Origin of the sequence: Arcobacter caeni (assembly GCF_003063245.1) — a bacterium.
GTDB classification, from domain to species: Bacteria; Campylobacterota; Campylobacteria; order Campylobacterales; family Arcobacteraceae; genus Aliarcobacter; species Aliarcobacter caeni.
Genome location: NZ_MUXE01000002.1, coordinates 21,173 through 40,195 on the forward strand (window position 1 = coordinate 21,173; position 19,023 = coordinate 40,195).

Sequence of the window (19,023 nt, forward strand, 5' to 3'; positions counted from 1 at the left end):
ACTATAATCCTAATGTGATATATAAGTAGATAAATACACAAGTCATACCAATTAGCATGAAGGCAGCATAAAATCTAACATTTGCATTTTGTATCATGGCAACTTTTTTCCCAATATTTACAAAACCGATTGATGAATTCATAATAAATGCATCTATTATTTTTTCATCAATAACTTTATCTATAAATGTTGATAATTTTTTCGATGATTGAACAAATAAAACATTATAAATCTCATCAATATAAAATTTATTTCCAATTAATCCAGTTTCATCTTCTGGTTTATTTACATCAAAATTAGCATATTTAGAATAAGCCGCCATAATTCCAGTTGCAGCAACAATAACTGATAAAGCCATTAATACATATTCTGTTATATAATCCATATGAATATGTTTTGAATGTAATTGTCCTAACCAAGAGTCCACAAAATGATTTCCTCCAAATATTGTAGGAAGATTTAAAAAACCAGCTCCAATAGCTCCAATTGCTAAAATTAACAATGGAATAGTGATTGTTTTTGATGTATAAACATAATGTTCATCATGATGGTTGGGTGCTACGAAAACTATAAAATACATTCTAAACATATAAAATGCTGTTAAAAATGCTGTAAACATTGCAATTGCCCAAATTAAATATTGTCCCTCTTGAAAAGCAGCAGCTAATATTGCATCTTTTGAAAAGAATCCAGAAAATGGTGGAATTCCTGAAATTGCAATAACACCAATTAAAAATGTTGTTCCAATAATTGGTAGATTTGCTCTATGTTGTGCAATTTTAAAGATATTTTGCTCATGATGAAGTGCCATAATAACGCCACCTGCACCCATGAATAACATTGCTTTAAAGAAAGCGTGAGTAAATACATGGAAAAGTCCAGTTGAATAAAAACCAAGTCCAACAGCTATAAACATATATCCTAATTGACTCATAGTTGAATAAGCAAGAATTTTTTTAATATCTGTTTGTCTAGTTGCAATGATTGCAGCAAATAAAGCTGAAAATGCACCAATATAAGCTATAAATATTCCTACTTGCTCGATTCCAACATATAAAAAGTGAAATCTTGCAACCATATAAACCCCAGCAGTAACCATAGTAGCTGCGTGAATTAAAGCTGAAATTGGAGTAGGTCCTGCCATCGCATCTGGAAGCCACACATAAAGTGGAACTTGTGCAGATTTTCCCATTGCTCCTACAAATAATAAAAAGCCTGAAAGAAGTAATAATTCATTAGATACATTACCCAAATTTGCTTCAATAGAATCAAATGATAAATCAACTTGTCCTAAAGCAAAAAATAGTGTTACAACCCCTAATAAAAAACCAAAATCCCCAACTCTATTTGCAATAAAAGCTTTATTTGCTGCAAGTACATTTTCAGACTTTCCATAATAAAACTTAATTAAAAGGTATGAACAAACTCCAACACCTTCCCAACCAATAAATAAAATAATTGGATTATTAGCAAGAACTAAAATTAACATAGAAGCTAAAAATAAGTTAAAGTAAGCAAAGAACTTACCATATCCACTATCACCTTTCATATATCCAACTGCATAAATATGAATTAGCCAACCAACAAAAGTCACAAACATTGACATAAATATTGAAAGATTATCCCCTAAAAAGGCCATTTCAATATTTAATTTATCAACATTAAGCCAAGTAAAAAGTTGTTGTTTAAATATAATTTTTTCATTATACATTCTTAAAAATAGACAAAAAGTGATTACAAAAGAGATAAAAGGAGTTATTGTTCCAATTAAAGAAAAATAAATATCAGCAACTTTCGCTTTTTTTATATGATAAAAATAAAGTGAACCACTTACAATTGCACCCAATAATGGTGCTAAGATAATCCATACTAATAATTGTGTATTCATGATTTCTCACCTTGTGTAAGAGTTGTGAAAATATCTGTATCTAAAGATTTTCTTGATCTATATAATAAGATTATTACAGATAAAAATATTGCAGCTTCAGCAGCAGCAATTGAAATAACCATGATAGTAATAACTTGTGGATCCATGTTAAAATGGTATCTTGCAAATGTAACTAAAAATAGATTTACTCCATTTAACATTAGTTCAATTGACATATAAATAACAAAGATATTTCTTCTAGAAACTACTCCAATTACTCCAATAGAGAACAACATCATTGAAACAAAAGCATAAGATGTTAATGAAATCATAATTGCTCTCCTTTGTTATTGAGTTTTGATTTTCTTTTTTTTGCAAGTACAACAGAACCTATAAGGGCAATTAATAATAAAATAGAAATTAATTCAAAAGCGATAAACCAATTATTATAAAGTTCAAGTCCTATTGGTTTTATATCTCCAAAATTTGTGTCACTAATACTTAAATCTTTTGCAGGTAATTTTGAAACAGCTTTTAGTACAAGTACATTTAATGGGATCATAATAAAAGCGCCAAGAACCATAAATTTGTATTTATTTGGTTCTTTTGGTAAATCCTCTTCTTTTATATTTAAGAACATTAATATAAATAAAATTAGAGTCATAATTGCACCAGCATAAACTATAATTTGTACTAAAAATAAAAATGTTGCATTTAACAAAGCAAACATTCCAGCAACACTTAACATTGTAATTAAAATTCCAAGTGCGCTATACATAGGATTTCTATATATAATCATAGCAATTGCTCCACTAATTGCTAAAAATGCTAAAGCAATAAAAACTAAATCAGCCATTGTTCAAATCCTTTGATCTTTCATTTGCCATTAAAGCTTTTTTATCTAATACAAAATCTTCTCTTTTACTAGATGTAAATGAAAAAATTCCAGTATCCATTCTAATTGCATCACAAGGACATGCCTCAACACAATATCCACAAAATACACACTCTAAAAGGTCAATTTTAAACTCTTTTGGTCTTTTTTCATCATATCCATCAAATCTTTCTTCAGCTTCAATAAAAATACAATCAGCAGGACATGCAGTTGCACACATAAAACAAGCAACACATTTTTCTGTGTTATTTTCATGTTTTGTAAGTCTATGAACACCTCTGTATCTCTCATTTAAATCAGTTGGCTGAACCTCTGGATAAGCCATAGTTTTTAAATTATCTATATCTTTGAAATTTTTAACAAAATGTTTAAAAGTTGTTTTCATTCCTCCAGCAATTGCTGGAAGGTATAATTTATCTTTAAATGATTTACCATATCTTGGTACTACTTTTATTCCCATTTTAACTTCCTCTTACTACAACAAAGATTGCTGTTATTACAATATTTAAAAGAGCTAATGGAATTAGAACTTTCCAACCTAACATTTGTAATTGGTCATATCTAAATCTTAACACAGTCCATCTAACCCAAATATAAACAAATGACATCATAAAGAATTTTACTAAGAAAGTTCCAATTTGAATTACAGCAGTTGCAATATTAACACCATTTGTTCCAAGTCCTACAACTAAAAAAGAGATTAATATAGCCATTATAGAAATAGCTAAAGCCCAAAATATAAAAGTTAAGACTTTTGTCTCTTTTTCTCTTGATTTATTTGAACCTACTGCTTTATTATTTTTCTTCATCCATTTTGTAAGAAAAAATATTTTTATTGGAAGAAGTATAATAATTGCAAGAATTACATAATTCATATTTCCTTGAATTGCTTGTGTGTCTAACCAAGGAATTTGATAACCTCCAAAAAATAGAGTTACAATTATTGCACTTGATGCGCTCATTGCAGAATATTCACCAACTTGAAAAAGTCCAAATCTCATTGCTGAATACTCAGTATGATAACCAGCAACTAATTCTGATTCTCCCTCAGCTAAGTCAAAAGGTGCTCTATTTGTTTCTGCAAATGCACAAATAATAAAAATAATCGCAGCAAGAGGTTGTATAAATATTCCCCACATTGGAACTATTCCAAAATAAGTTCCTGTTTGAGCATTTACAATATCTGTTAAGTGAATTGAACCATAAGATAAAAGCATAGAAATAATTGCCAATCCCATTGCGGCTTCATAAGAAATAACTTGAGCTGAAGCTCTAATCGAACCTAAAAGTCCATATTTACTTCCAGATGAGTAACCTCCTAGAATTATTCCATAAACAGATAATCCAGCAAATGCTAAAAACCACATTATTCCCAGTTTATTCGGAATAGCTTGCATAATATTTTCTTTTCCATCAATTACTAAAACATCAGCAAAAGGAATAGCTGCAAAAGTTAAAAATGAACACATAAATACAATAACAGGAGCTATTGTAAAGAAAAATTTGTATTTGATATGAGAAGGAGTAAAGTCTTCTTTAAAAATAAGTTTTAGCATATCTGCAAAACTTTGAATTACTCCTCCTAATCTAAATGGTCCAATATGACATCTATTTGGTCCACTTCTATCTTGCATAAATGCTGATATTCTTCTTTCCCACCATACAAAAACTGGAGTTAGTCCAACTGCTAAAATAACAGCTATAACTATATTCGCAATTATGATGATTATAGATGAAGTACTCATAGAGTTCCTTTCTCAATCATTGATTTTAAATCTTCTATTATTGTTGTTATAGTTTTCATTGAATTATTTTTATTCATTTTAGATATAACTTTTTGTTTAATTCCAGCAGTGTTTATATAAGTTCCAGATTTTTCATAAAATGAAGCAACAGGTATTGCAACATTTGAATGTTCAATAGTTACACAGTTATGACTAAATAAAGAGATTACTTTTTTGTCTTTTAATAAATTTGTGTTATTATCAAAATAATTATTTTCTATAATTATTACTAATGAAGTATTATTTAAAGCCATCTCAAAAAATTCTTTTGTTTCATTTATTTCTAACTCTTTAAATGAATTTCTATTAACAGTTTTATCATTTGTTCGTAAATAATCATCCCCAAAGTTTTCATCTATTGTATTTGGAGAATAACCAGAAACTTGAATATTTAATTTTGTTGCTAAATTTTTTACATTTAACATCTCTTCATAAGAAAGATTTGCACTTAATACAAATAATATATTTTTATTTGTTGTGAGTTCTTTGAAAACATTTGTAATAGTATTATCAATAAGTGTTGGAGTATTATTAATAAATGGAGTTTCAAATCTATTTTCACTCTCATTTGTATAAGATAATCTTCCCTCATCACACATAAACCAACCATTTACAGCTCTATTAACTCTTGGTCTAAATCTAAAAATTTGGTCATCTTTATATTTTTCTTTTCTGTGATCAACATAAATATTACACCCTTTTGAACAACCATTACAAATTGCATCAAAAGTTTCTAAAAACCAAACTCTTTGTTTAAATCTAAAATCTTTATTTGTTAAAGCTCCAACTGGACAAATATCAATAACATTCATAGCATATGGATTATTTAATGGTCGACCAGGAAAAGTTCCAATAACTGAATGATCAGCTCTATTGATAACTCCTAGTTCATTTGTTTTTGTAATAGTAGAACAAAATCTTACACATCTTGTACAAAGTACACATCTTTCTTCATCTAGCATTACATTTGAGCCTAAATCAACTCTTTTTCTTGCATGGTTTTTAGCTTCAAGATTTATTCTTGATTCATAAAATCCTGATTCCATATAATAATCTTGAAGTTTACATTCTCCAGCTTGATCGCAAGTTGGGCAATCGATTGGATGATTTATAAGTTCAAGTTCAAGAATGTCCCGTCTAACTTTTTCAATATTTTCACCAATCGTTCTTACAACCATTCCATCTTTTACAGGAGTATCACAGGCAATTTGAGGTCTTTTTTGACCCTCAATTTCAACCATACACATTCTACAGTTACCATCTTTGCCAAGTGCTTGGTGATAACAAAAATGAGGAATATGTATATTTTCATCTAGCAATTTATCAATTAGCAAGCTACCTTTAGCAGCTTGCATTTGCGCTCCATTTACTGTTATATTAATCAATTCACCCATTAATTGTCCCCTTACACTTGTTAAAATTTTTCTTAGTTACCTGTATATAATTGTCTTGGTCTTGCAATTTTATGTTTTGGATCTTGTTTTAATTCTGACCATTGTGCTAACCATCCTGGAGTTCTACCAATAACAAAAATTGGAGTAAACATCTCAATAGGAATTTTAAGAGCAGTTAAAATTACACCTGAATAAAAGTCAATATTTGGATATAAACCTCTTTCTTTAAAGTAATCATCACTTAATGCAGCTTGTTCAACAGCATGTGCAATATCAAGTAATTTAGAATCAAGATTTAACTCTTCTTTTAATTTATCTTGTAAAGCTTTTAATGTTTCAGCTCTTGGATCTCTATTTTTATAAACTCTGTGTCCAAATCCCATTAATCTGAATGGGTCATTTCTATCTTTTGCTTTTGCAATATAAGTTGGAACATTTTTAACATCACCAATTAATTTTAATTGATCCATAACTTTTTCATTTGCTCCACCATGTGCTGATCCCCATAAAGCAGAGATTCCAGATGCGATTGCAACATAAGGGTGAGCTTCTGTTGAACCTACATTTCTAACAGTTGTTGTAGAAGCATTTTGTTCGTGGTCTGCATGTAAAGTTAAAATTGCATCAAGTGCATCAATTTCAACTTGTTTAATCTCATCATTTTTACCATCACCTAAATATTTCATTCTTCCACCTGGATATGCTCTTAGCATATATAAGAAGTTTTCTGTAAAATATCTATTTACATCTGGATAAATAAGTGGTGTACCAATTGAATTTCTATAAGCCATAGCTGCAATTACTGGCATTTTAGCTAGGATTCTTCTTCTCATCATTTTAAATGCATCTTCGTCTTCTAAATGTAAGTGATCTTTATAAAATGCAGCAAGAGCCATTGTTGCAGCTCCCATAGTTGCCATTGGGTGAGCACCATCTGGTAAAGCTTCAAATAATCTAATGATTCCTTCATTTAAAAATGATCTATGTCTGATTTCTAAATCAAAGTTTTTAGAAGCCTCAGGAGTTGGAAGTTTTCCTCTCATTAATAAATAAGAAACATCTAAGAAAGAGTGTTTTCCAGCTAAATCTGTAATATCATAACCTCTATATCTTAACTCTGAATTTTCACCATCAATAAATGTAATTTTTGATTCACAAGAAGCAGTTGAAGTATAACCAGGGTCATAAGTAAACATTCCAGAATCTTTGTAGAATGTAGAAATATCTACAACGCTAGGTCCTCTTGTACCATCAATAATATTGTATTCAAATGATTTTCCATTTCTGTTATCAGTTAATGTCATTGTATTTTTAGTCATAATTTTCTCCTGTTATTTTAGTTAATTTAGTTTTTAAAATGTATATCAAATTCATGAGGGAATTTTCTTACAATACTTTCAATAATATCTTTTACCGCTGGTGCAAAAACACAAATAGTTTTTCCATTCATAGTGCTACATACATCAAGTATTGTATTTAAATCTTCTTTTGAACCTTCACCTTTTAAGATTTTTTTCAAAATCTTATCAATCCAGCCAGTACCCTCTCTACAAGGTGTACATTGACCGCAAGACTCATGGTGATAGAACTCTATCAAATTTTTAGCTACATCGACCATAGATGTATCTTCATCAATAACTATCATTCCTCCTGTACCTAAAGTTGAACCAATATCCCACATAGATTCATAATCCAATACAGCCTTATGAACTTCATCAGCTGTTAAAATTGGACAAGATGAACCTCCTGGAATAATTGCTTTTAATTTTTTCCCATCAATCATTCCACCACCAAGAATGTTTAGAAAATCAATCATCTTATTTCCATAAGCCATTTCATAAACACCTGGATTTTTAACAGGTCCAGAAATTGCAAAAAGCATTGTTCCTGGTGATTTTGGTGTTCCATATTTTGTGTATCCAATAGAACCATTTTCTACAATATTAGGAACACTAGCTATTGTTTCAACATTATTTACAGTTGCTGGATTATCAAAGAACCATTCACACTCTTTACCTGCAGGTTTAAGTCGTGGATGTCCTCTTTTGCCCTCAAGAGATTCAATAAGTGCTGATTTCTCACCACAAATATAAGCACCTCCTCCTCTATGAACTGTAATATCAACTTTAAAATCATGTGTATTCATGATTTTATCACCAATGATTCCAGCTTCATAAGCTTCTTTTATTGCTTCATTTAATCTATCTATAAAAAATTTATATTCACCTCTTATATAAATATAAGCGTGATGCGCATTTATTGCATAACAAGTACAAATAATACCTTCAATTAATAAATGCGGGTCATACTGGAAAATTTGTCTATCTTTAAAAGTTCCCGGTTCTGATTCATCACCATTTACTATTAAATATGCTGGTCTTGGATCATTTTTTGGCATTAATTCCCATTTCGGTCCACAAGCAGCTCCACCACCACCTTTCCCTCTAAGTCCAGATGCTGTAACTTCTGCTGTAACTTCATCAGGAGTCATAGAAAAAAGTTTAGGAATAGAAGAATATCTTCCGTTTGCAAGAGCAACTTCTAATTTATGAGAATTTGGAATGTCAAAATTTTTGCTTACAATTTTTGTTATCATTTTTTGCACTCCTTAATTAATTCATCAACTTTATCAATAGTTAGTTTTTCATGATATTCACCATTTAGTGCAAACATCGGAGCTCCACCACAAGCTCCCATACATTCTACTTCACTTAAATGAAATAAACCATCAGCACTTGTTTGTCCAGCTTCTATTCCTATCGTTTCTTTTATATGATTTTTAATTTTTTGTGAACCACATAACATGCAAGAAAGAGTTTTACATAATTCAATATGGTGCTTTCCAATTGGTTTTAGATTAAACATTGTATAAAAAGTTGCTACTTCATATACTTGAATTGGAGTTTTTCCTAATTTATCTGCAACATAAATCATTGCTTCTGGACTAACCCAACCTAGTTGTTCTTGAACTAACCATAATGCTGGTAGCATTACAGAATCAATAAGTGGGTATCTACTCACATATTCTTGAAATTTGATTTCATTTTCGCTTGAATATTCAAAATTACTCATTATCTATCAAACTCCCCTGCAATAAAATTCATACTTGCCATTGTTACAACAGCATCCGCTAACATTCCACCCTCAACAATTTTTGAGAATGCTGAAAGTGCATAAAAACATGGCGGTCTACATTTTACTTTGTAAGGTCTTCCACTTCCGTCACTTACTATAAAAAATCCTAATTCTCCATTTGCAGCTTCTGTTGATGAATAATATTCACCTTTTGGAACTTTTATTCCCTCAAATGTAAGTTTAAATTGATTCATTAAACCTTCAATATTTCCGTAAACATCTTTTTTACTTGGTAACAAAATCCCAGGTGCAATTACATTTATAGCCCCAGTTGGAAGCTCATTCATTGCTTGTTTAATAATTCTCATAGATTGTCTCATTTCTTCAAATCTACACATCATTCGATCATAAACATCTCCATGACTTCCTACAACAATATCAAAATCAAAATTTTCATAACCATAATAAGGTTTGTCTTTTCTTAAATCATGAGCTACACCAGCAGCTCTTAAATTTGGTCCTGTTATTCCATATTGCATTGCAAAATCTGCTTTTATAACACCAACATCTTGTGTTCTATCTAAGAAAATTTTGTTATGCGCTATTAGAGACAAAGCATCATTTATAGCTATTTCAGTTTCTTTTAAAAATACTGCTAAATCTTCACTAAATCCATCATATAAATCAAACTCTAAACCACCAATTCTTGTGTATGTATTAGTAAGTCTGGCTCCTGTTAGTTTTGATAATAAATCATATGCCATATCTCGAGGGGCAAATAAATACCAGAAGTTAGTAAGTCCACCTAAATCTACCATATTTGCAGCATTACAAACTAAATGGTCGATGATTCTACTTAATTCTCCAATAATGATTCTTATCATTTTAGCTCTTGGAGTTATATCAATATTTAACATCTCTTCAACAGCTTTTGAATAACCGATATTATTTAAAATCGCGCTACAATAGTTTAATCTATCAGTATAAGGAATAACTTGAGAATAAGTGTGATTTTCACATGATTTCTCAAACCCTCTATGTAAATAACCAATTTCTGTTACACAAGCAGTGATTGTTTCACCCTCAAGTGCCATGAAATTTCTTATTGTTCCATGAGATGCTGGATGTGATGGTCCAACATTTAAAAGCATTAAATCATTTATATCTTCAGGTGTATAACCTTTTGAAATTAATAAAGGATCCATTTCGTCCATCAAATCTTCTGTATGAGTACAAATTTGACCTTTAGTAATCTCATAATCTTTTCTTAAAGGATAACCTATAAATTGATGATGATTTAATAATCTTTTTAAATTAGTGTGACCTTTAAATGTTATTCCATATTGGTCATAAGCTTCTCTTTCAGCCCAATTAGCAGAATTAAATAAATAACAAACAGAATCTACTTCTAATGTTGAATCATCTACAAAAGTTTTTACAGAAATTTGATTTTTAAATGAACTATCTCTTAGTATATAAACTACTGCAAATCTAGATGGAGTAATATCAGGAAAAGTTAAATAATCAATTACTGTTATATCTAATAAAATTGTGAATTCTTTTTCAGTTTTTAGTTTAGCAAGAGTAGATTTAATATCTTTAGAATCAATTAATAAATCGCATTTAAACATCTAAAATTCCTTTATACTCTTTGATTCTATCTTTTAAAATTGATTCATCATTTGCTTTTTCTTGAATTCTCATAATTGCATCAAGTACAGCCTCAGGTCTTGGAGGACAACCAGCTACATACTCATCAACAGGAATAATCTCATCTATTCCTTGTAAAGTTGTATAGTTATCATAAAATCCACCAGAACAAGCACATGCACCCATAGAAATAACCCATTTGGGTTCACACATTTGTTCATAAATTTTCTTTAAAATAGGAGCTTGTTTATACGAAATAGTTCCAGCAACAATCAATAAATCTGCTTGTCTTGGAGAAAATCTTACAACTTCTGCTCCAAATCTTGATATATCATATCTTGAACCAGCAACCGCCATAAACTCAATTCCACAACATGCAGTTCCAAAAACCATTGGCCACAAAGAATAAGATCTTCCCCAATTTATAGCATGATCAAGTCTTGTTGTAACAATAGAGTCACCTAATTTAGATTCAACGCCTAATCCCATGATAATGCCTTTTTCTTATAAAGATAAATTAATCCAGCAAATAATAATCCCATAAATATAAACATTTTAAAAAGTCCAAAATAACCTAATTCTAAAATATTTATAGCCCATGGAAACATAAAAATTATCTCCACATCAAATAATAAAAAGGAAATAGCAACCAAATAAAACTTTACTGAAAATCTGATATTTGTTGTTCCAATAGGATTTGTAACCCCACTTTCATAAACACTATTTTTCATTTCAGAATTTTCATTTTTAGGACCAACAAACCTACTAAGTACAAATACGCAAGTGAGTATAAGTCCGATAGCCACAAAAATAGCAGAGGCCAGAATTAGTTCAGTTGACATTTTTCCTCCTATTGATTTTAATTATGAAACAATTGTACACAAATTTGTAGTACATCATAAAGTTTTCCGAATAATTATAAGCATTAATCAACATAGTGAGAAAAAATGTAATACTTTGCTATTTTCTTGCTATAAAAACTCTTTAGATAACTGAGATAATGCTATTTCTAGGGCATTTTGACTAAGGGCTAGATTTAATCTAAAATATCCATTGCCATTGTTACCAAAAGAAACACCATCATTTAAAGCTATTTTTGATTTTGTTAGTAAAATATTTTTTATTTCATTGTGTGAAAAATTGTATTTAGAAAAATCTAGCCATAAAAGATAAGTTGCTTCTGGAATGTGAAAATCAATCTTCATATTGTTCTTTTTGAAATAATTTTTTGTAAACTCAATATTAGATAAAAGATATTTTTTCAAATCTTCCACAAATAAAGCACCATTATCATAAGCTGCTTTTGTAGCTATATATCCAAAAAAATTTATTGATTGAATTTCTCTTTTTTGAGCAATTTTTTTAAACTTATCTAAAATTTCTTGATTTTTACTTATCGCATAAGCACTATTTAAACCTGCAATATTAAAAGTTTTTCCAGCACTATTTAAAGTAATAGTTTGATTTGCTATCTCTTTTGAAATTGATGCAAGTGGTGTGAATTTTTTAAATGTAATATCAGAATGAATTTCATCTGAAACAATTATGATATTGTATTTTATGCAAATATTTGCAAGTTTTTCAAGTTCATCTTTACTCCAAACTCGTCCTACTGGATTGTGAGGTGAACATAAAGCTAATATCTTTGTTTTAGGAGTGATTTTTTTTTCTAAATCTTCTAAATCCATAGTGTAATAACCATTTTCATCTTTTTTTAGTTCATTTACAACGACTTTTCTATTATTAGAAATTACACATTTAAAAAGTGGTGGATAAATTGGAGTTTGAACAATTACTTCATCATTTTCTTCACTAAATGCTTCAATACAAGCACTGTATGCAGGAACTACACCGTTTATCATATAAATATCTTCTTTATTTATTTGCCAATTGTGTTGTGTGTTTTGCCAGTTGATTATTGATTGATAAATTTCATCACTATCAATGCTATATCCATAAAGTGAATTTTTTGCAGCATCTATTATTGCATCATTTATAAAAGCTGGAGTTTTAAAATCCATGTCAGCTACCCAAAGTGGATTTAAATCTTCATAACCAAAATATTTTTTTAAACCATCGTATTTTGCACAATTTGTATTTTTTCTATTAATCTGTTCATCAAAATTGTATTTAACTTTATTAAGCATATTCAAAACCCCTATTATAAACTATTTTTTATTGATAAAATGATATAAGATTTATACTAATTACCTCATTAGAGGTATAATTTGAGGGAAAAATGAAAGAAGCAATTGAACTATTAAAAAAACATGATTTACTAAAAATTATTGATGATGAACTTGATATTTATTTAGAAATCCCGCATATTGCCTATATTGAGGTAAAAACAGAAAACTCAAAAGCAATTTTATTTACAAATCCAGTTGATAGAAAAAACAATAAAAAATTTGATATTCCAGTTTTAATGAATGTATTTTGTAATGAAAAGGCCGTAAAATTATTTATTGGCGATGGTGATGTTATAGGAAAAGAAATAGAGTCTTTATTAAAAATGAAACCACCTACAACTTTTAGTGAAAAACTTTCAACTTTTGGGAAATTATTTGCTTTAAAAAATACAATTCCTAAAAAAAATAAAGGAAAAGGTGAATGTCAACAAATAATAAAATTAGGCTCAGATGCAAAACTTTCTGATTTACCAATTCTTACAACTTGGGAGCAAGATGGCGGACCTTTTATTACAATGGGGCAAGTTTACACAACATCTTTAAATGGAGAATTGAAAAACTTAGGAATGTACAGACTTCAAGTTTATGAAGACAATACTTTAGGGCTTCACTGGCAAATTCATAAAGACTCAAATCATTTTTTCCATGAATATAAAAAAGCTGGTAAAAAAATGCCAGTAAGTATTGGAATTGGTGGTGATCCTATGTATATTTGGTGTGGACAAGCACCACTTCCTATTGGTGTTTTTGAACTTATGCTTTATGGATTTGTTAAAAATAAAAACGCGCAACTTGTAAAATCGATTACAAATGATATTTGGGTTCCAAAAGATAATGACTTTATTATTGAGGGATTTGTGGACCCATCAAAAATAAAAATAGAGGGACCTTTTGGAGATCATACTGGTTATTATACACTTGAAGAAGAGTATCCATTTATGGAAATTACAGCAATTACAAGTAAAGAAAAACCTACATTTTTAGCAACAGTTGTTGGAAAACCACCACTTGAAGATAAATATATGGGACACGCAACTGAGAGAATATTTTTACCATTATTAAAAACAACTGCTCCTGATTTAATTGATTATTATATGCCTGAAAATGGAGTTTTTCATAATCTTATAATGGCTAAAATTAAAACATTTTATCCAGGTCACGCTTCACAAATGATGCACGCATTTTGGGGAGTAGGGCAAATGAGTTTTGTTAAACATGCTATTTTTGTAAATGACGATGCACCAGAACTTACAAATCATCAAGAAATAATAAAACATATCTTAAATAGAATAAATGTTGATGATATGTTAATCTCAAAAGGTGTTATTGATGCCCTTGATCACTCAAGTCCAAAATTCGCAGTTGGTGGGAAACTAGGACTTGATTGTACGGGAGAGGAAATAGAAGAGTTGGGAATCACTCTTTTAGATGATGAGGTTTTATTGTCTAAAATGCAAAATATTTCAAGTGAAATAAAAGCTTTAAAACAATATTTTAAAGATACAAAAAATCCAATTACAATAATAAGTGTAGAAAAAAATAGAAATCAAAAATATTTATTTGAAGAGTTAAAACCACTTTTTGAACATATTAAAATTTTAATGATTGTTGATGTAGCTAAAAATGATGTAAATAATCCATATATGCTTGTTTGGAGAGTTTGTAACAATATTGATTCAAACAGAGATTTATTTATAGATGGACATACTATTTGTTTGGATGCCACAGATAAAAATGCACATGATAATTTCAAACGAAGATGGCCTGATGATGTTGATTGTACAAAAGAAGTTATAGAGTCTTTACGCGAGCGAAAAATAATTGATGTAAGTGATGAATTTATTAATAAATTTTATTTATAAGAAAAGAGAAAAATTCTCTTTTCTTAAATAACTGGTCGATTTAATCTCATAAAATATAAAGATGGTAAAGCTAAACCAAAACTAATAGCTCCCAAAATTGCAACTGCTTTTAAACCATTATGAACAAATAATTCTATTAATTCAGGTGTTACTCCATGTGAATTCATATCAACTAAATTTATCATTGCTGCAAATGCATAAGTTCCTGGAATCATAGGAATAATTGAAGCAACTGTATAAACAGGTCTTGGAATGAGATATTTTCTTGACCAATAAAGAGCAATTATTCCTATGAATGTTGCAGCAATAAATGTTGATAATTCAACACCAAAACCGAAATCTAATAAAATAGTTCTTATCATAAAAGTAATAGCTCCACCAATTGCACAATAAATCAAAGTATGTTTTGGGACATTAAAAACCATCGCAAAACCTGTTGATGCGATACTTGCAAAAAGTCCTTCAATAAGTAGTTTGAAAATAAAATCTAACATCTACCAACCTTTTATATTTAAAACAGCCATGGCTATAATTATTCCAATTGATGTAGCAATTGTTAAAAGAATTCCATCAAGCCAACGCCCCCAACCCATACTTAGATAACCTTTTAAAGAATCTAAAAAAGAGTTAATAAAAGCAAATCCAGGGGCTAATAATAAAACACTTGAAGCAAGGGCTATATTTGGAGTGGAACTAATACCATTTATTTGAGAAATACTTGCAATTATGGTTGCCACAAAAGCAGTAACTCCAAAGGTTATAATTAAAACAAATCTTCTTTTTGATAATTCTTGTCTAACAAACATAGCAATAGAAGAAGCAAAAAAAGTGATAAAAAATGCACTCCAATCACTTCCTTGTAAATATGCAAATGAAGCACAAGCAATTCCAACCATAAAAATAACAAGCCATCTATTGTAATAATTTGGTTGAATATCTTTTAATGCTTTTACTAAATAAGTTACATCATATTTTTGTTTTTCCATGTTTATTACTATTTTTTGAATATCACAAACTATCGACATATTAATAGGTTTGTGATGAACTCTTCTTGTTGTAGTAACACATTGATTATCGTAAAGTGTTGTTAAAACTATTGCGGATGGGATTAACGATATTTCAACTGAATCAATGCCTAAAGCTTTGCCTAATCTTTGAGCTGTTTGTTCTATTAAAATACTTTCCGCTCCAAATTCTGACATCAAAACAGCAGCTTTGATAATTGTTCTTGTAATAAGGGATTGTTTTTGGTAATTTAAATCTTTCATTTTACTTTATATTTCTAATTAATTTTTTTGCAGTATATCAAAATAAGTTAGAAAAAATAATAGAAAAAAGTCTATATTTGATATAATATTTATACAAAGGTAAAAATTGAAAAAATTAACAACATATTATATGAATAAAGATATATTATTTAAACAGATAAAACAAATTTTCCCAAAAGAGTTAGAATCAAGAAAAAAAATAGATATTTATTGTGCCACAACTATTGATGCTAAATTTTATGCAATATTTATAGTAGATTCAAAAAGTAGATTTATAAGAAAAAATGCCAATGATTTGATGGAACTTTGTGAAAAATTAGCTACTTTTTTAGACCATAATTTTAAGAAAAAAGAATTACTTATAAGTAGTCCACTTTGTTCAAAAGCAAAAGAGTACTTAAAACAAAATGATTGGAGTGTTAGAGTTGATTTTATGTGATATTGGAAATACAACTTATCATTTTTTGATAAAGGGTAAACATAAAAAATATTTTTTAGATGAAAAAGTTCCAAAGTTTGATGATGATATTTATTTTGTTTCTGTAAATGAAAAAGCAAGTAAAAAACTGTTGAAAAAAAATCCTCATGCAAAAAATATAAACAAACTTCTAAACTTTGAAACCCAATATTTAGGTTTAGGAATAGATAGAGCTCTTGCTTGTTCTTTTCAAGATAATTGTGTAATAGTTGATGCGGGAAGTGCAATAACAGTTGATATTATGGAAGAGGGCATTCACATGGGTGGATTTATACTTCTTGGAGTTCAAAGTTTTATAAAAAGTTATCCAAAAATATCAAAAAAACTAAAATTTGAGTTTGAAAAAAATATAAATTTAGATAAAATACCGCTAGAAACGAAAGATGCTATTTTATTTGCTATGTTAAAATCTATCATTTTACCAATCAAAGAAGTAAGTTTAAATAAAAATATTATATTCACAGGTGGCGATGGAAAACTTTTGAGTAAGTATTTTGAAAATAGCATATATAAAAAAGATTTAATATTTGAGAACATGAAAAGGATTATTGATGCTAACAATTGCATTGCCTAAGGGAAGAATTGCTGAGGAAACTTTAGATAAATTTGAAAAAGCTTTTGGTGAAAAGTTTATTTTTGAAGATAGAAAATTAATACTTGAAAAAGCTGGATTTAGATTTTTAAATGTTAGAAATCAAGATGTACCAACTTATGTAATGCATGGCGCTGCTGATTTAGGTGTTGTTGGTTTGGATGTTCTTGAAGAAAAAGAGTACGACTTAATCAAACTTTTAGATTTACAACTAGGAAAGTGTAAAGTTGCTTTTGGATTAAGAAAGGGTGAAAAACTAAATTTTAATAAAAGTAAAATCACAATTGCTACAAAACACGAAGTGATTGCTAAAAAGTTTTTTGAACAAAAAGCAATGGCTGTTGAGATTATCAAACTATATGGTTCTATTGAATTAGCACCACTTGTTGGACTTTGTGATTGTATTGTTGATATTGTTGAAACTGGTGAAACAATGAAACAAAATGGTTTAGAAATCGGACCTACAATTATGGAAAGTAGCGCTCATTTAATTGCAAATAAAAACTCTTTTTATGCTAAAAAAGATTTAATCTTAAAATTAAAAGAAAAAATAGAAGTAACATTATAATGGGATTAGATTTATACGCAAAAGTTGAACCTTATTTAGATTTTGAAGAAGAGATTTATACTTTACATAGAGAATTTTTACGATTTGTAATGACTAAAGATTTAGATAATATCATTGATATTGGTTGTGGACAAGGGTATTTTTTAGAAAATCTAAAAGTAAATAAAAAGAAATATTTTGGAATTGATTTAAGTGCTGAGCAAATAAAAGTTTGCCAAGAGAAAAACTTAAATGCAAAAGCAATAGATTTAAAAGATGTAAAAGAAAAATTTGATTGCGCAACTGCTATTTTTGATGTATTAAATTATATTCCCAAAAAAGATTTAAAAGCATTTATTCTTACGACAAATATTGTCCTAAATCAAGGAGCTTATTTTATTTTTGATGTAAACTCGTATTTTGGGTTTGATGAGGTTGCTCAAGGATGTATTACTATTGATTTAGAAGATAGATTTATAGCTATTGATGCAAACTTTGAAGATAACAAACTTCAAACAGATATTACACTTTTTGAGAAACAAAAAAATGGATTGTTTTCTAAACAAAGTGATTCTATAATCCAAGAATATCACACAAAAGAGTTTTTAATAAAACTTTTAGAAGATACAGGTTTTGAAATAAAAGAGATAAAAGAGTTTAATTTACACACAGATGAAACTGCAGATAAATTAATCTTTATTTGTAAAAAAATAGCCTAACACAAAATATTTAAACTTTTGTGTTAGAGTAATAATACTAAAATACAAAGGTTTAAAATGACTTACCCACAATTTTTTGATAATATCCCAAAAATAAAATTACAAGATGATTTAGCACAGCTTTTAGGTGCATTTGAAGATGGATTTATAGAATATTCATATTTAGATAGCGTAAAAAGTGCAGGGCATAGTTGTCCAACAGTTTTAGGAGCGTATCTTATGGTTCTTGAGGGATTAAAAGCTTTACATGAAAATGAAATCCCAAAAAGAGGAAATATCTTAATTGAGTTTAAAGAAAGCCAAACAACAGGCGTTGCTGGAGTTATCGGAAGTGTAATGACAAATATCACAGGTTCAACTACAACGAATGGTTTTAAAGGACTTGCTGGAAAATATGATAGAAATCATTTAATGAATTTTGAGAAAAACATAGATGGTGCAAGTGTTAGATTTACAAGACTTGATACACAAAAAAGTGTAGATGTTTTTTATGATGCAAGTAGCATTTCTGCTCATTCTGATATGAATTTTTTAATGCAAAAATCTGTTCAAGGAAGTGCAACAAAAGAAGAAAGAATTGAGTTTGGTAAACTTTGGCAACAAAGAGTTGAAGATATTTCAAATAATATTGAAAAAGTTATAAAAGTAAAAAGCTAAACAAAACTAACTAATTCAAGATTCAAGATTAAAATCTTGAATCTTG

General features: G+C 28.9%; 21 protein-coding genes. 6 read left to right on the forward strand and 15 right to left on the reverse strand.

The genetic code is table 11. From position 1 onward, the window contains the following. Nucleotide 1 precedes the first annotated feature (1 nt). The 13 genes from nuoL to B0174_RS01455 all read right to left on the reverse strand — a co-directional run bounded on the left by nuoL (nt 2) and on the right by B0174_RS01455 (nt 12,812). The gene (nuoL, locus tag B0174_RS01395) at nt 2–1,888 is read right to left on the reverse strand and encodes an NADH-quinone oxidoreductase subunit L (protein ID WP_108557855.1); all 1,887 of its coding nucleotides are present in this window, start codon (nt 1,886–1,888) and stop codon (nt 2–4) included. Then, nucleotides 1,885–2,199 (reverse strand): NADH-quinone oxidoreductase subunit NuoK, encoded by a 315-nt coding sequence (gene nuoK, locus B0174_RS01400; protein ID WP_108557856.1) that lies wholly within the window; start codon nt 2,197–2,199, stop codon nt 1,885–1,887. The genes nuoL and nuoK overlap by 4 nt, the downstream gene beginning before the upstream one ends. Continuing rightward, nucleotides 2,196–2,723, reverse strand: coding sequence for an NADH-quinone oxidoreductase subunit J family protein (locus tag B0174_RS01405; RefSeq protein ID WP_108557857.1), 528 nt, complete (start codon nt 2,721–2,723; stop codon nt 2,196–2,198). The genes nuoK and B0174_RS01405 overlap by 4 nt, the downstream gene beginning before the upstream one ends. Continuing rightward, nucleotides 2,716–3,222: a NuoI/complex I 23 kDa subunit family protein gene (locus tag B0174_RS01410; RefSeq protein ID WP_108557858.1), complete on the reverse strand. Its 507-nt coding sequence runs from the start codon at nt 3,220–3,222 to the stop codon at nt 2,716–2,718. The genes B0174_RS01405 and B0174_RS01410 overlap by 8 nt, the downstream gene beginning before the upstream one ends. A 1-nt stretch (nt 3,223) precedes the next feature. Continuing rightward, on the reverse strand, nt 3,224–4,507 hold the full coding sequence (locus tag B0174_RS01415) for a complex I subunit 1/NuoH family protein (protein ID WP_108557859.1): 1,284 nt from the start codon (nt 4,505–4,507) through the stop codon (nt 3,224–3,226). Further along, nucleotides 4,504–5,940, reverse strand: a complete 1,437-nt coding sequence (locus B0174_RS01420) for a 2Fe-2S iron-sulfur cluster-binding protein (protein ID WP_108557860.1) — start codon at nt 5,938–5,940, stop codon at nt 4,504–4,506. The genes B0174_RS01415 and B0174_RS01420 overlap by 4 nt, the downstream gene beginning before the upstream one ends. 32 nt (nt 5,941–5,972) lie before the next feature. Further along, nucleotides 5,973–7,259 carry a citrate synthase gene (locus tag B0174_RS01425; RefSeq protein ID WP_108557861.1) on the reverse strand — a complete coding sequence of 429 codons (1,287 nt, stop codon included), beginning with the start codon at nt 7,257–7,259 and terminating at the stop codon, nt 5,973–5,975. A gap of 26 nt (nt 7,260–7,285) precedes the next feature. Next, nucleotides 7,286–8,536, reverse strand: a complete 1,251-nt coding sequence (nuoF, locus tag B0174_RS01430; protein ID WP_108557862.1) for an NADH-quinone oxidoreductase subunit NuoF — start codon at nt 8,534–8,536, stop codon at nt 7,286–7,288. Then, nucleotides 8,533–9,012, reverse strand: a complete 480-nt coding sequence (locus B0174_RS01435; protein WP_108557863.1) for an NADH-quinone oxidoreductase subunit NuoE family protein — start codon at nt 9,010–9,012, stop codon at nt 8,533–8,535. The genes nuoF and B0174_RS01435 overlap by 4 nt, the downstream gene beginning before the upstream one ends. After that, nucleotides 9,012–10,646, reverse strand: coding sequence for an NADH-quinone oxidoreductase subunit D (locus tag B0174_RS01440; protein ID WP_108557864.1), 1,635 nt, complete (start codon nt 10,644–10,646; stop codon nt 9,012–9,014). The genes B0174_RS01435 and B0174_RS01440 overlap by 1 nt, the downstream gene beginning before the upstream one ends. Next, nucleotides 10,639–11,154, reverse strand: a complete 516-nt coding sequence (locus tag B0174_RS01445) for an NADH-quinone oxidoreductase subunit B (protein WP_108557865.1) — start codon at nt 11,152–11,154, stop codon at nt 10,639–10,641. The genes B0174_RS01440 and B0174_RS01445 overlap by 8 nt, the downstream gene beginning before the upstream one ends. Next, nucleotides 11,145–11,507 carry an NADH-quinone oxidoreductase subunit A gene (locus tag B0174_RS01450; protein WP_108557866.1) on the reverse strand — a complete coding sequence of 121 codons (363 nt, stop codon included), beginning with the start codon at nt 11,505–11,507 and terminating at the stop codon, nt 11,145–11,147. The genes B0174_RS01445 and B0174_RS01450 overlap by 10 nt, the downstream gene beginning before the upstream one ends. A gap of 129 nt (nt 11,508–11,636) precedes the next feature. Beyond that, nucleotides 11,637–12,812, reverse strand: a complete 1,176-nt coding sequence (locus tag B0174_RS01455; RefSeq protein ID WP_108557867.1) for a MalY/PatB family protein — start codon at nt 12,810–12,812, stop codon at nt 11,637–11,639. 92 nt (nt 12,813–12,904) lie between these two features. On the opposite strand from B0174_RS01455, the gene B0174_RS01460 reads away from it, so the two are divergent. Next, nucleotides 12,905–14,716 carry a menaquinone biosynthesis decarboxylase gene (locus B0174_RS01460; protein WP_108557868.1) on the forward strand — a complete coding sequence of 604 codons (1,812 nt, stop codon included), beginning with the start codon at nt 12,905–12,907 and terminating at the stop codon, nt 14,714–14,716. A gap of 23 nt (nt 14,717–14,739) precedes the next feature. Here the strand turns inward: B0174_RS01460 and B0174_RS01465 are convergent, their stop codons facing one another. Beyond that, entirely contained in the window at nt 14,740–15,210 is a 471-nt protein-coding gene (locus tag B0174_RS01465; protein WP_108557869.1) for a threonine/serine exporter family protein, read from the reverse strand. Then, a complete protein-coding gene (locus tag B0174_RS01470; protein WP_108557870.1) occupies nt 15,211–15,984 on the reverse strand; it encodes a threonine/serine exporter family protein in 774 nt (257 codons plus the stop codon). Between the two features lie 106 nt (nt 15,985–16,090). Here B0174_RS01470 and B0174_RS01475 point away from each other — a divergent pair, with 106 nt between their 5' ends. Genes B0174_RS01475 through B0174_RS01495 form a run of 5 tightly spaced genes read left to right on the forward strand, consistent with a single transcriptional unit; the run spans nt 16,091 to nt 18,977 of the window. Further along, nucleotides 16,091–16,423 carry a hypothetical protein gene (locus B0174_RS01475; protein WP_108557871.1) on the forward strand — a complete coding sequence of 111 codons (333 nt, stop codon included), beginning with the start codon at nt 16,091–16,093 and terminating at the stop codon, nt 16,421–16,423. Continuing rightward, nucleotides 16,392–17,036, forward strand: coding sequence for a type III pantothenate kinase (locus B0174_RS01480; protein WP_108557872.1), 645 nt, complete (start codon nt 16,392–16,394; stop codon nt 17,034–17,036). The genes B0174_RS01475 and B0174_RS01480 overlap by 32 nt, the downstream gene beginning before the upstream one ends. Beyond that, nucleotides 17,014–17,622: an ATP phosphoribosyltransferase gene (gene hisG / locus B0174_RS01485; protein ID WP_108557873.1), complete on the forward strand. Its 609-nt coding sequence runs from the start codon at nt 17,014–17,016 to the stop codon at nt 17,620–17,622. Before B0174_RS01480 ends, hisG begins: the two co-directional genes overlap by 23 nt. Then, on the forward strand, nt 17,622–18,320 hold the full coding sequence (locus tag B0174_RS01490) for a class I SAM-dependent DNA methyltransferase (protein ID WP_108557874.1): 699 nt from the start codon (nt 17,622–17,624) through the stop codon (nt 18,318–18,320). Before hisG ends, B0174_RS01490 begins: the two co-directional genes overlap by 1 nt. Before the next feature lie 57 nt (nt 18,321–18,377). Continuing rightward, complete coding sequence (locus B0174_RS01495) at nt 18,378–18,977, forward strand: FmdE family protein (RefSeq protein WP_108557875.1); 600 nt, start codon at nt 18,378–18,380, stop codon at nt 18,975–18,977. Nucleotides 18,978–19,023: the final 46 nt, after the last annotated feature.